Annotated in this window: 12 protein-coding genes; 8 read left to right on the top strand and 4 right to left on the bottom strand. The window is 71.5% G+C overall.

The features are described from left to right. Positions 1 to 26: 26 nt before the first annotated feature. A complete protein-coding gene (locus ACWCPW_RS12535; protein WP_449761532.1) occupies positions 27 to 1,337 on the bottom strand; it encodes an MFS transporter in 1,311 nt (436 codons plus the stop codon). Positions 1,338 to 1,437: 100 nt separating this feature from the next. Here ACWCPW_RS12535 and ACWCPW_RS12540 point away from each other — a divergent pair, with 100 nt between their 5' ends. Then, a complete protein-coding gene (locus tag ACWCPW_RS12540) occupies positions 1,438 to 2,523 on the top strand; it encodes a DUF5937 family protein (protein ID WP_449761533.1) in 1,086 nt (361 codons plus the stop codon). Positions 2,524 to 2,596: 73 nt separating this feature from the next. On the opposite strand, the gene ACWCPW_RS12545 is transcribed toward ACWCPW_RS12540, so the two are convergent. Beyond that, positions 2,597 to 3,157 (bottom strand): hypothetical protein, encoded by a 561-nt coding sequence (locus tag ACWCPW_RS12545; RefSeq protein WP_449761534.1) that lies wholly within the window; start codon positions 3,155 to 3,157, stop codon positions 2,597 to 2,599. A gap of 269 nt (positions 3,158 to 3,426) precedes the next feature. Between ACWCPW_RS12545 and ACWCPW_RS12550 the strand changes: the two genes are divergently transcribed. Continuing rightward, entirely contained in the window at positions 3,427 to 3,786 is a 360-nt protein-coding gene (locus ACWCPW_RS12550; RefSeq protein WP_449761535.1) for a cupin domain-containing protein, read from the top strand. Positions 3,787 to 3,960: 174 nt separating this feature from the next. Here the strand turns inward: ACWCPW_RS12550 and ACWCPW_RS12555 are convergent, their stop codons facing one another. Further along, a complete protein-coding gene (locus tag ACWCPW_RS12555) occupies positions 3,961 to 4,278 on the bottom strand; it encodes an ArsR/SmtB family transcription factor (protein WP_449761536.1) in 318 nt (105 codons plus the stop codon). 104 nt (positions 4,279 to 4,382) lie between these two features. Between ACWCPW_RS12555 and ACWCPW_RS12560 the strand changes: the two genes are divergently transcribed. Further along, the gene (locus tag ACWCPW_RS12560) at positions 4,383 to 4,703 is read left to right on the top strand and encodes a putative quinol monooxygenase (protein WP_449761537.1); all 321 of its coding nucleotides are present in this window, start codon (positions 4,383 to 4,385) and stop codon (positions 4,701 to 4,703) included. A gap of 70 nt (positions 4,704 to 4,773) precedes the next feature. Here ACWCPW_RS12560 and ACWCPW_RS12565 read toward each other — a convergent pair whose 3' ends face one another. Beyond that, a complete protein-coding gene (locus ACWCPW_RS12565; RefSeq protein WP_449761538.1) occupies positions 4,774 to 5,391 on the bottom strand; it encodes a TOPRIM nucleotidyl transferase/hydrolase domain-containing protein in 618 nt (205 codons plus the stop codon). Between the two features lie 298 nt (positions 5,392 to 5,689). On the opposite strand from ACWCPW_RS12565, the gene ACWCPW_RS12570 reads away from it, so the two are divergent. The 5 genes from ACWCPW_RS12570 (at position 5,690) to ACWCPW_RS12590 (ending at position 12,573) form a co-directional block, all read left to right on the top strand. Then, a complete protein-coding gene (locus ACWCPW_RS12570; protein WP_449761539.1) occupies positions 5,690 to 6,058 on the top strand; it encodes a VOC family protein in 369 nt (122 codons plus the stop codon). Between the two features lie 349 nt (positions 6,059 to 6,407). Next, positions 6,408 to 8,168, top strand: coding sequence for an ABC transporter ATP-binding protein (locus ACWCPW_RS12575; RefSeq protein ID WP_449761582.1), 1,761 nt, complete (start codon positions 6,408 to 6,410; stop codon positions 8,166 to 8,168). After that, on the top strand, positions 8,165 to 9,877 hold the full coding sequence (locus tag ACWCPW_RS12580; protein ID WP_449761540.1) for an ABC transporter ATP-binding protein: 1,713 nt from the start codon (positions 8,165 to 8,167) through the stop codon (positions 9,875 to 9,877). The genes ACWCPW_RS12575 and ACWCPW_RS12580 overlap by 4 nt, the downstream gene beginning before the upstream one ends. 325 nt (positions 9,878 to 10,202) lie before the next feature. After that, the gene (locus ACWCPW_RS12585; protein WP_449761541.1) at positions 10,203 to 11,360 is read left to right on the top strand and encodes an epoxide hydrolase family protein; all 1,158 of its coding nucleotides are present in this window, start codon (positions 10,203 to 10,205) and stop codon (positions 11,358 to 11,360) included. Positions 11,361 to 11,550: 190 nt separating this feature from the next. Further along, complete coding sequence (locus tag ACWCPW_RS12590) at positions 11,551 to 12,573, top strand: Lrp/AsnC family transcriptional regulator (protein WP_449761542.1); 1,023 nt, start codon at positions 11,551 to 11,553, stop codon at positions 12,571 to 12,573. The last annotated feature ends 20 nt before the right edge of the window (positions 12,574 to 12,593 follow it).

A 12,593-nucleotide genomic window follows, 5' to 3' on the forward strand; every position in this document is an offset into this window, starting at 1 on the left:
GCGCGGGGAATTCGACTCGATGCGTTTCAATCGACAAGAGCCTGCCTGGACGAAGATTTGGGCCGACGACCGCGTGCCGCGCTCCCCGGCTCACGAGGCCGCTCGCACCCGGTGGGCGCTTGCGTTCTCGCCGAGCCGCGTTCTTCGTCCTTTTCGGTGGCGACCGCGGCCGCGGAGAGGAGGGTCGCGGCGGCGAGGCTGCCCCAGAGGGCGGTCGGACCGTGCGGTGCGAGGGCGGTGAAGACCGCCGGGGAGACGGCCAGGCCGAGGCCCGTGGAGAGTTCGAAGCGGGCGAGGGACCGTCCCAGGACATGGGCCGGGGTGAGGGCGGTGACGAGCGCGGTGGCGCTGCCGGCGTAGATGATCTCGCCGATGGTGCAGACCACGGACACCACCGCGACGGCCGGGGCACCCCAGCCGTGCCCCAGTGAGGTGGTCGCGAGGAAGCCCAGGTAGGACACGGTGAGCACGACGCCTGCCAGAGCCAGCACGCTCCGCCGGGAGAACCGGGACATCAGTACGGTGACCGGCACCTGAAGCGTGACCACCAGCACCGTGTTGGCCACGAAGATGGCCGCCGACCACACGGGCGACGCGTGCAACTGGGTCACCAGGACCAGCGGCAGCGCGATCTCGGGGACGTTGAGGCAGAAGACGTACACCACGTTGGCGGCCAGTACCGCGCGCATCCGCGGAGCGGGCCCCTCGTCCCTGTCCTTGACCGGGGCGGCGGCCGGACGCGCGTGCAGGTGGACCGACCAGGCCAGGGCCGCCGCCGTGAGATAGGCGAGCCCGGTGACGGCGGCCAGCGCCTGCAAGGCGGTGGCGCCGCCCGCCAGGCACACGGTGGCGAGGAGCGCGCCCACCCCCAGGCCGGCGTTGCGCAGGGCGCGGCCCGCCGCGAGAGCGGCATCACGTTCCCGGCCGTGGGCGACCGTGGCCACGAGAGCCGCGTGCGCGGCCGGCCATGCCTGGTTGCCGATGCCGAGGAACAGCGCCGCCGCCCCGAACAGCCAGACCTGCCCCGCAGGGGTGGCCAGCAGCAGCACCACACCCAGCACCCGTACCAGCATCGACGCGGCCACGACCGTGCTGCGTGCGCCCCGATCCAGCCATCGGCCCACGGCGGGCATGCACACCAGGCCCACGACGACGCCGACCGTCATGGCGATACCGGTGGCCGGCGCGGACAACCTCAGCACCGTCATCCCGTAGAGCAGCAGAAAGGGCCGCAACAGGCCGGTGCCGAGCGCGTCCACGGCCAGGGCGACGGCGTAGCGGGGGCCTCCCGAGGCGCGGACGAGGGCACGGGGCCGGATCTTGATGGTGGTTGGCATGGCGACAACGGTGCTTTCGGCCGCCGGGTTCGCCCGCCTCGGTTGACGGACACCGTCAATCGACGCGGGCGCCGGTCCTGCGGTCGGTGATGATGAGGGGGTGACCTTGAGGATCGACATCAGCGGCCTGCCGTCCGAGCGAGTGCGATTCGCCGCGTCCCCGCTGGCCGAACTGACCGCGATGCTGCACGTGCTGGCCGAACCGGGGCATCATCCGCAGCTCGCCGCCTGGGCGGCGGACGTCTGGGCCGGGCTGGCACCCGAGCTCGCCGAACGTTTGCGGGAAGCGGACTTCCTCTGGCGCTCCTCACAGGCCGACTTCCTGATCCCCGCCCGCCCCCGGCCGACCCTCGCCGAGGAGTTGCACGAGGTGGACCGGATCGACGACGAAAGATACGTGACCGCCGCACTCGTCACCACGTGCGGCGGCAACCGGGTCCGCTTCGCCGCGCCGTCGCCGCTCACCGACACGACCGCCCGCGAACGGGCGCTGGATCTGGCCCAGGCCCGCGGCGCACGACAGGAGGCCTTCGCGGAACGGCTGCTCGCGGACCCGGCCACCGTACGGGTGTGGGTGCGCGAAACCCTCGAACAGTGCGCCGAGGCCTTCTTCGACGCCGCCTGGTCGGGCGTCGCCGTACAACTCGCCACCGACCTGCGCCTGAAGAACGACCTGCTGAAACGCCAGGGCGTCGGGTCGGCGCTCGCGTCGGTCTCCGGTGCGATCACCCTGGCACCGGACGGCGACCGCATCGTCATCGACAAGCTGCAGGACAAGGCGACCGCCGCGCACGACACCGGGGTCACCTTCATCCCCACCGTCTTCAACCGCCCGCACCTGGTCGTGGTCCACGCGCCCGGGTGGCACCCGGTGGTGCAGTACCCCGTGGCCGAGCCGAGCCCCTCGGAGCCGGTGCCCCTGGAAACGGTCACCCTGCGCCTGGAGGCGCTCGCCCATCCGGTCCGGCTGCGCCTGCTGCGCACCCTGGCCCGCGGCCCGCACACCACCGCCGAACTGGCCCACGTCTGGGAACTGTCACCCCCGGAGGTCTCCCGCCACCTCGCCGTCCTGCGCCGCGCGGGCCTGCTCACCGCCCGGCGCCACGGCCGCTACGTGCGCTACACCCTCAACCTGCCCGACCTGACGACCCTGGGCACCGACCTGCTGGCAGCCGTCCTGCGCTGAGCGACCCCGACGCGCGGAAACCCCGGGTTCACCCCCGCCTCGGCGGCATCGACGACGACCGCGCCGCATTCGCCTACGTGGCCGCGGCCTTCCGGATCTCGATGATGTCCGGGAACGTGCCGTACGGGCCTATCGCTCCCCAGGCCAGGTGCCCGGTGAACGACACCGACAACTCCTGCGGCGGCACCGGCACGAGCACGCGGTCGGTCGTCTCGAGGACGGCCAGGGTCACGTGCGGGCGGTAGTCCGCGCCCGCCGAGGTGAGCGTACGGAGCGACAACTCGTGGGCGTGCCGCAGCACTTCGCGGTGCGTCGCGTCGAGGTCGGCCCTGCGGAGCGCCTCCGACCCGACGTACACACCGCCCTGTGGAACGTAGGGGTCGCCGGCCGCGAACGCGGCGATCTGCGTACCGGACAACACCACGGGCAACTCCGCCGGGACCGTCGCGCGGGTACGCCCCCACAACTCGGCGGCCTCCGCCCGGCCGCAGTCCACGTGCAGCAACGTCAGGTGCGGTCGGCGCACTTCGTCCACACACATGATCGTCGGCACGTCGCGGGCGATGGAGCGGGCATACGCCACCAGCCGCGCCGATGTCCGCGTGTCGGGCAGGAGAATGATCCCGTAGGGCATGTGCCGTCACCTTTCGCTCTCCCGAGCCGCGCCGTCCCCGCGGTCCTCGGCGCCCCTCATGCTGCCGTGCCGCTCTCGCACCGACAGCCCCCGCGCGCAAAGCGGCCGACCACCGCGCGCACCGCACTGCCGGTACACCGCCGGGACTCGGCCCGCAGGTGGAACTCACTCGTATGGGTGCCCCGGGTTGCGGATCGAGGGTTCCGGTCGCGTTCTTCCGCGATGAAGCGCACGATGGAAGTGGTGACCTCCGAAGGAGATGATTCACCATGCTCGCTGTGCGTTCGATCAACGAGGCCGACGAGAGCCGCGACATGCCGCACGGCCATCTCGACGTAGTCAGCCTGGAAGGCGTCGATTTCGGCGTTGCCCGATTCGAACCGGGCTGGCGGTGGTCGCAGGATGTCGGACCCATCGCGGGGACCGACAGTTGCCAATTCCACCACAACGGCTATGTCGCCCAAGGGCATCTGCACATTCGCATGGACGACGGTGAGGAGAGGGATCTCGGCGCGGGTGACGTCTTCGTCTGCGATCCCGGCCACGACGCGTGGGTCGTCGGCGACGAGACCGCGGTCGTCTTCGACTTCGCCGGCAACATCCACGAGTACGCCACGCCCGCCAAATAACCGAGGCCGCGACCGCGGGACCGCGTAGGTCCCAGGTCCGCACGTTTCACGAGGAAGCGGCGGTAGGCCTCCCGTATCAAGGCCGGCCACCGTGAAGGCCGGGCGGTCCGGCCTTCACGCGGGTCGGCCCCACTGGTACGGGAGCCGGCCCGGGGTGGGAGCGCGCGCCGCGGGTCAGTCCTGCGGCTCGGCCGCGACGATGTCCAGCAGCCCCGGGAATCGCCGGTCGATGTCGGCCCGACGCAGGCTGGCCATGCGGCTGTTGCCCCGGTCGACCTGTCGGACCAATCCGGCCTCGCGCAGCGTACGGAAGTGGTGCGTCAGGGTGGCCTTGGACACCGGCAGCCCGAAGGAACTGCACGTGCGCGCCGTGGCATCGGGTTCGTTGGCCAGCTCGCGCACCACCCGACGACGCAGCGGGTCCGCCAGCGCCGAGAGCACCCGGCCGAGTTCGATCTCCTCGACGGCAGGGTGTCCTTCGTCGTCGGGCATGCGGCCACCTCCTCCTAGGTACGGCTTGCATCATACCTACTGTCTTGCTAGCGTCCACCGGGCACTAGGTACGAACTTCGTCATACCTATCGGAGGAGAATCCCATGACCCAGCCGCTCACCCTGGTCGGCACCGCCCGGCCCAAGCCCGAACGCGCCGCCGAGTTGAAGCGGCTCCTGCTCTCGTTCGTCGAGCCCACGCGGGCGGAACCCGGTTGCCTCGAATACCACTTCCATGAGGACCGCGACGAACCCGGAGTCTTCGTCTTCTACGAGGCGTGGCGCTCGCAGGCCGATCTAGACGCCCACCTGGCCCTCCCCCGGATGAGCGCGTTCCGGGAGAGCCGCATGGACTATCTCCAGTCCGACCTGGACATCCGTTTCCTGACCATGCACAGCCCGTACCGGCCCGACTCCTCGAACTGACCGCCGCCGCCACCGCCACTACCGGCCGCCACCGCGCCGCGGCTGCGGCCGGTCCCGATCGGTGCGTCGGTCACAGGCTGGCGAGCAGATCGTCCAGGGGAGCGGGTACCCGCTCGGCGTCGAGGGCCTCGACCAGCAGGCGGCCGTAGCGGATCTTGCGGCCCTTCTTCGTGCCGAGAAAGCGCCGCAGCCGCTGCTGTGGGGGCCGGCCCCGGTGTGCGGGTTGGCTCACGAAGGTCCGCCAGGCCCGAAAGTCGCCCTCGGCCGCGAGGATCTCCTCGACCCGGGCCACGCCCAGCGCGCGGACGAGTTCGTCCTCCAGGTCCGACACGCACACGAAGAACCCCCGGCGCGGTGCGCGGGCCCGCTCGAGACCGCGGTCGTAGAAACCCTGCTCACCCTCGTCGCACAGACCGGCGAGGCGCAGACCCAGCCCCGGCGGCCCAAGCAGGCCCGCGTACCGGCCGACGCTCATCGCTCCGCCCATCGGCAGCACGCACACCCCCTCGGAGGACAGGTCCCGGCCGCGCCGCGCGGCCAGGGTCTCGACGGCCGCGAGATCGCTCGGCCCTTCCAACAACACCGCGGTCCGCACGCGCAGTCGCACGGCCAACTCACTCGCCGACCCACCGGGACCGCCCGCCGCCCAGCCGGTAACCGCGTCCCGGAACGCTCGCATGTCCGCCATGGGCCGATTCTTTCCCGGTACGGACGGACACGGCACACGGTTTTCCTCGGCGGCCCCGGACAGGCACCCGCAGGACGGTCCGGACGAACCGCGGGCCCGCCTGTTCCACGGAATCGGTGCCGCGCGGTGTGGACACCGACCGGGAGCGCCGCGCGACCGATCGACGACGACCCGGTTCGACGGCGTGGCGTTCCCATTTCTACAAGACCGCGGCGGCGGCTTCGGGCACCCTCGTCGGTGTCCGCCCGTCGGCGGACGCTTCTTCGCTGTCCGCACGGCCCGTCACCAGGAGTTGCCCATGTCCATTCGCCGCGTGATGCCCGATTTTCCCTCGCAGGCCATGGCGGAGAGCCGGGACTTCTACGGTCTCCTGGGGTTCGAGGAGGTGATGAACCAGGGCTGGGTGATGACGCTCGCCTCCACGTCGAATCCCACCGCGCAGATCACCTTCATGACCCACGACAAGACCGCGCCGGTCGTACCCGACGTGAGCGTCGAGGTCGAGGACGTGGACGCGGTCCATGCGGCGGTGCAGGCGAGCGGTGCGGAGATCGTGCATCCCTTGCAGGACGAGGAGTGGGGGGTGCGCCGGTTCTTCGTCCGCGACCCCAACGGCCGGGTGGTCAACGTGCTGACGCACCGCGAGGGTCCGGTCGGCGCCGGATGAGGGTCGCGGTGCGGATCGTGGGCCGCGAGGGTCCGTGCGCCAGGAGGTTCCCAGGCCGGCCGGGGCGCCGTTTCCGCAGGCGTGCCGTGCCCCTCTTTCCTCGTGTCGTCAACGGGGGTTCGGATCTCGTGGTCGACACGGAATGGGCGCGATGCTACTTTCGGAACATGTTCGGAAAGTCGATCGGGCCGTGCCCGAGACCGGAGTCCGCGATGACGGCGCAGACGGGAGAGCGATGAAGGCCACCGACCTCGCCCAGGCGCAGTCCGCACCGCCGTCGCCGCCGTCGCCGCCACCACCGCCCCCGCCGGCCGCGCCGCCGGAGGGCGACGCCGCGCCGGGGAAGAGCATGGCGCGGTTGCTGCGTCCGTACGGATGGAGCTTCGCCGCCGTTGTCCTCCTGCAGGTCGTCGGCGCGCTCGCGGGTTTGGCGCCGCTGCTGGCGGTGGTCGAGTTGGGGCGTTCCCTGTTGTCGCCCGGCCCGGCCGATCGTGGTCATGTCCGGATGGTCGTGATCGTGGGCGCGGGCGGCATGTTGGTCCGGCTGGTGCTCACGGCGGCGTCGTCGGGGATCGGGCACATACTCGACGGCCGGGTGCAACTGATGTTCCGTCGGGAACTGGCCGCACGGTTGGGGCGCGTTCCGATCGGTTGGTTCTCCCGGCGGCGGACCGGCGAACTGGCCAAGGTGGTGGGCGAGGACGTGAGCGCCGTGCACCCCTTCATCGCGCACGCCCCCGGCGAACTCGTCTCCGCGTTCGTGGTACCGCTCGCGTCGCTGATCTACCTGTTCACCATCGACTGGCGGCTCACGCTGATCACGCTGATCCCGGTGGCGCTCGCGGTGGCGATGGTCCCGTTGATGATGACGCCGAGCCGGCTGGGCGAGCAGCAGGAGTTCGACGCGGCCATGGGGCGGATCTCGAGTTCCGTCGTCGAGTTCGTGCAGGGCATCTCGGTGGTCAAGGCGTTCGGCGGATCCGGGCGTGCCCACCGCAAGTTCCGCACCGCCGCGGACGACTTCGTCGACACCTTCCACCGCTGGGTGCAGGGGCTGTCCCGGATCGCCGCCGCGATGCAGTTGGTGTTGTCGCCGCCGTTCGTGCTGCTGGTCGTGCTCGTCGGCGGCGCCGCGCTGATCACGAACGGCGGCATGGACCCGGCCGATCTGCTGCCCTTCCTGCTGCTCGGACTGGGCCTGACCGCGCCGGTGGCGGCGCTCGGCCACGGCTTCGACGACATGCAGGCCGCCGGGCGCGCGGTCGGCCGGATCCGGGACGTACTCGACGCGCCGGTGCTGCCGGAGCCCGCGCACCCGAGCGCACCACACGGCCACCGGGTGGAACTGCGCGACGTGCGCTTCGGCTACGAAGCCGATCACGAGGTCCTGCGCGGGATCGACCTGGTGCTCGAACCGGGAACGGTCACCGCGATCGCCGGGCCGTCGGGAAGCGGAAAGTCCACGCTGGTCCGGCTGTTGCCGCGGTTCTTCGACCCGACCCACGGATCGGTCGCCCTGGGCGGTGTCGATCTGCGCGAACTCGACAGTCGCGAGCTCTACCGCAGGGTCTCCTTCGTCTTCCAGGACGTCCGCCTGCTGCACGCGTCCGTCGCGGACAACATCGCGCTCGCCGTACCGCGGGCCGACCTCGACGACGTCGTGCGTGCCGCCCGACTCGCGAACATTCACGATCGCATCCTCGAACTGCCGCGCGGATACGACTCGGTGATCGGAGCGGACGCCGGACTCTCGGGCGGCGAGGCGCAGCGGATCTCGATCGCCCGCGCCCTGCTGGCCGATACACCCGTGCTGGTGCTGGACGAGGCGACCGCGTTCGCCGACCCGCAGACCGAGCAGGCGGTGCGCCGAGCCCTGGCGGCGCCGGGAAGCGATCGCACCATGCTGGTCATCGCGCATCGCCTGGAGACGATCGCGGACGCCGACACCGTCGTGATGCTGGAGAACGGCGCGATCGTCGAACGCGGCAGCCCCGCCGAACTACTGGCACAGGACGGGAAGTTCGCCGCGTTCTGGCACACCCACCGATCGGCTGTCGCCGACGAGGGGGACACCCCCCAAGGCGCAGTGCAAGGAGACGAGTCCCGATGATCCGAATGTTGCTGCGTGTGCTGGGCGACGAACACGCCCGGCCGATGCGCCGCACCGTGGCGCTGATGACGACGGCCGCGCTGGTCGAGGGCTTGTCGTACGCACTGCTGGTCCCGGTGCTGCGCGCTTTGTTCGGGAGCACACCCGAGGACGTCTGGCCCTGGCTGATCGCGTTCGGGCTCGCGGTCGCGGTCTACGCGGTGCTGCGCTACAGCGGCGACCTGTCCGGATTCCGGATCGGGGCCACGGTGTTGCGGGGTACGTACCACCGACTCGGCGATCACATGGCCCGGTTGCCGATCGGCTGGTACAGCGCGAGCCGCGTCGGGGAGGTGTCCGCGCTGGCCAGCCGGGGTGTCCTGGAGGCCATGGGCGTGATCGCGCATCTGCTGGCACCGCTCGTCTCCGCCTGCGTGACCCCGCTGACCATCGTGGTCGTGATGCTCGCCTTCAATTGGCAGATGGGGCTGGCCGCATTGGCCGCCGCACCGATCGTGGCGGCGATCCAGATCCGGACCGCACGCTCGATGGCCGCCGCCGACGCGGAGCGCACCGAACGCGACCACGAGGCCACCGGACGGGTGATCGAATACCTCCAGGCCCAGCCGGTGTTGCGGGCCGGCGGCCGGACCCTCGAACGCTTCCGACTGCTCGACGACTCGCTGCGGGAGGTGCGGCGCACGTCCCGCCGTTCCACGCTGTCGGCGCTGCCCGGCGTGGTGGGACTGACACTCGTGGTGCAGGCGATGTTCACCGTGCTGCTGGTCCTGGGCGCCTACCTCGCGCTCGAAGGTGACGTCGGTGCGGCGGAGGTCCTGACGATCCTGGTGTTGGCGGCCCGCTGCGCGGATCCGCTGCTGTCGCTGACGGACATCGCCGGCAAACTCCGCGGCGCGCGTTCGGTGCTGGCGGGACTGGACGCGGTGCTGCGCGCCGAGCCGCTGCCGGAAGCCGCCGAACCGATCCGACCGGGGGGCCACGAGCTGGAGTTCGAGTCCACAGTCTTTCGACACGGCGACCGTACGGTGATCGACGACGTGTCGTTGCGCGTGCCGGAGGGACAACGGCTGGCCGTGGTCGGACCGTCGGGATCAGGCAAGAGCACCCTGCTCCGGCTGCTCGCACGGTTTCACGACGTGGACGCGGGCGCGGTGCGGGTGGGCGGCGTGGACGTGCGCGCGATCGACCCCCGCGTGTTGATGGAGCGGTTCGCCATCGTCTTCCAGGACGTCTATCTCTTCGACGGCACGATCGAGGAGAACATACGCCTGGGCCGCCCCGACGCCGACGACGCGCAGGTGCGGGCGGCGGCGACCGCGGCCCGGCTGGACGAGGTGATCGAGCGACTGCCCGGCGGATGGGCGACACACGTCGGCGAGGGCGGCGCACTGCTGTCCGGTGGCGAGCGCCAGCGCGTCTCGATCGCGCGAGCGCTGCTCAAGAACGCGCCGATCGTGCTGCTGGACGAGGTGACCTCGGCGCTGGACCCGGTGAACGAGGCGGCCGTCCACGACGGCATCGAACGCCTGATGGCGGGCCGAACGGTGGTGATGGTGGCGCACCGGATGCGAACCGTGCAACGCGCCGATCGCATCGTCTTCCTGGACGACGGCCGAATCGTCGAATCCGGCAGCCACGACGAACTGCTGCGCCAGGGGGGCCGCTACGCCGACTTCTGGAGCGTTTCGCCGTCTCCCGCGACGAGTTGACGCGGCGGGCCGACCCGCCTCCGGGCCGACCCGCCTCCGGGGCGAACCGGGGCCGGGTCGACGCGGAGGCGGCGGCCGGCACGGGTCGCCGCCGCCCGCCGCCGCCCGCCGCCGACCCGCGGGCGGCGCGCCGGATGCTCGCGACGGCGCGAAAGTGTGTACCATCGAGCCCGTCGCGCGACGCACGCGACCAACACGAGGAGGTGAGCCCGATGAGCAACCGCATGGCATGTGTCCGTATGAACCGGGCCCTCCCGTTCGCCGCGTCCGTATGACGCATTCGGGAGTGCCCCGCGCGTGAGCGCGCTCTCGAAACGAAGGAACCATGGCAGTCGAGACCTTCCGGATCTCCGTGTCCGACGACGTCCTGCACGACCTGCGGACCCGTCTGCGCCGCACCCTGTTCACCACCGCCTCCGACTCCACCCGCTGGGCCGCCGGCGTCGACCCCGGCCACCTGCGCGAGCTGGTCGCCTACTGGGCGGACGACTTCGACTGGCGCGCGGCCGAGGCGGCGCTGAACGCCCATCCGCAGTACACCGCCCAAGTGGCCGGAACACGCGTGCACTTCGTGCACCTCGAGGCCGCGCGGGCCGAGGGCGCGCCGGCGGCGATGCCGCTGATTCTCACGCACGGCTGGCCCAGCAGCTTCGTGGAGATGTTGCGCGTCGCCGGGCCGCTGACCGATCCGGCGGCCTACGGCGGCGACTACACCGACGCGTTCGATGTGGTGATCCCCTCGCTGCCCGGCTTCCTGTTCTCCGAGTTGCCCCGGGGATCGTTCACCCGTCGCGGCGTCGCCGAGATCTGGCACGAGTTGATGACCGAGACGCTCGGCTACCCGCGCTTCGGCGCGTTCGGCGGGGACATCGGCGGTGGCGTCACCCAGTGGCTCGGCGCGCTGTACCCGAAGGAGGTCGCCGGAGTGCACCTGACCTCGGCCGTGGTCTCCGCCGACTTCCGGACCACCCCGCCGACCGCCGAGGAACAGGCCTTCCTGGACGCGCTGGACGCGTACGACCAGGGCGATCAGGGCTACAGCGAGATCATGTGGACCAGGCCGGACACGATCGCCGCCGCCCTGGCCGACTCACCGGCCGGGCTGCTGGCCTGGATCGCCGACAAGTACCGGGACTGGAGCGACTGCGGCGGCGATCTGGAGACCCGCTGGGACCGGGACACGCTGCTGACGGTGGCGACCCTGTACTGGGTCACCGAAAGCATCGGCTCGTCGTTCCGCCAGTACTACGACTACCCGAAGAACACGCCGGTCCCGCCGATCACCGCGCCGGCGGCGATCACCCTGAGCAATGAGCCCGCCTTCCGCAACTACCCTCGCAGCCTCGCCGAACGGGTGCACACCGACCTGCGCCACTGGCACATCCCGGAGCGCGGCGGCCACTTCATGGCACACGAGGAACCCGACCAGGTGGTCGCCGACCTGCGGTCCTTCTTCCGGCCGCTGCGGTCGAGCGACGGGTGAGCGGGTGAGCGGTGAGGCATTGAGGGGGTGATCGACGTGGGGCGCTCGGCCGAAGGATTCCGGTCGGGCGCCTCGCGCGGTACCGCGGATTTCCCCGCCCCGACCGAGGGCCGGTCGGCCGACTCGGGCGGGCGGGTCGCCTCGGTGGGGCGGTCCCGGGTCGGCGCGGCCGGTGGGTACCGTGTTTCCGGTGACCCCAGTCGACGCGGGCGTGGACGCCCTTGACCGCCGCATCATCGCCGCCCTCCAGGTCGACGGCCGCGCCTCCTGGCGTCGGATCGCGACCGCGCTCGGCGAGCCCGAGCGCACCGTGGCGCGCCGAGGGCTGCGCCTGCTGGAGACCCGATCGGTCACCGTGACGGGCCTCGTGGCCGGCGGGGACACGGTGATCGTGCGGCTGAACTGCCGGCCGGGGCAGGTCCGCGAGGCGGCCATCGCCGCGGCGGCCGGCAGCGGCACCGTGTTCGCGTACGTGCTGGCCGGCTCGGTGGACTGCGTGGCCGAGGTGCAGTGTCCGCCCGATCGACTCGCGCGGTTGATGTTGGAGGAACTGCCCACCCTGCCCGGCCTGGTCTCCCAACAGGTCGCGCCGGTGCTGCGGTACTTCCGCACCGTGCACGAATGGCAGCCGGACATCCTCGCCCCCGACGAGGCGAGCGCGCTCGCGCGGTTTCCCACGCCGACCGAGAACGTCGAGCCGGCGGACGCCGACGTCGGCCCGGAGGAGTGGAGCATCCTGCACGCGCTCGCCGAGGACGGCCGGCGAACGCACGAGGAACTCGCCGCCATCGCGGGTGTCTCCGAGGCCACCGCGCGCCGGCGGGTGGAGGCGCTGACCCGGTCCGGCATGGTGAGCATCCGGGCCTCGACCGAACCGGCCCTGCTCGGCTTCCCGGTGGAGGCCATGCTGTGGATCCGCACCCGGCCCGACGACGTCGAGTCGGTGGGTCGGCTGCTGCTCGACTCGCCGCTGGTGCGCTACGCGGCGGTGGTGATGGGGGAGTACCAGATCCTGGTCGACGTCGTGCAACCGTCGAAGCAGGCGCTGCACGAGTTCCTGACCACCTCGCCGTGGGTGCGGCACGTGGAGGCGGTGCAGTCGCACCTCGTGGTCGAACCCCTGATGCGCAGCGCGACCCCGACCCCACGACTGCGCGAACTGCTCGGTGCGCGGGCCGGGGTCGGGGCCGAACTCGGGGCGGGCGTCGGCTGAGTCGGAGGCGGGACGGCCGG

It is taken from the genome of Embleya sp. NPDC001921 (assembly GCF_053594475.1).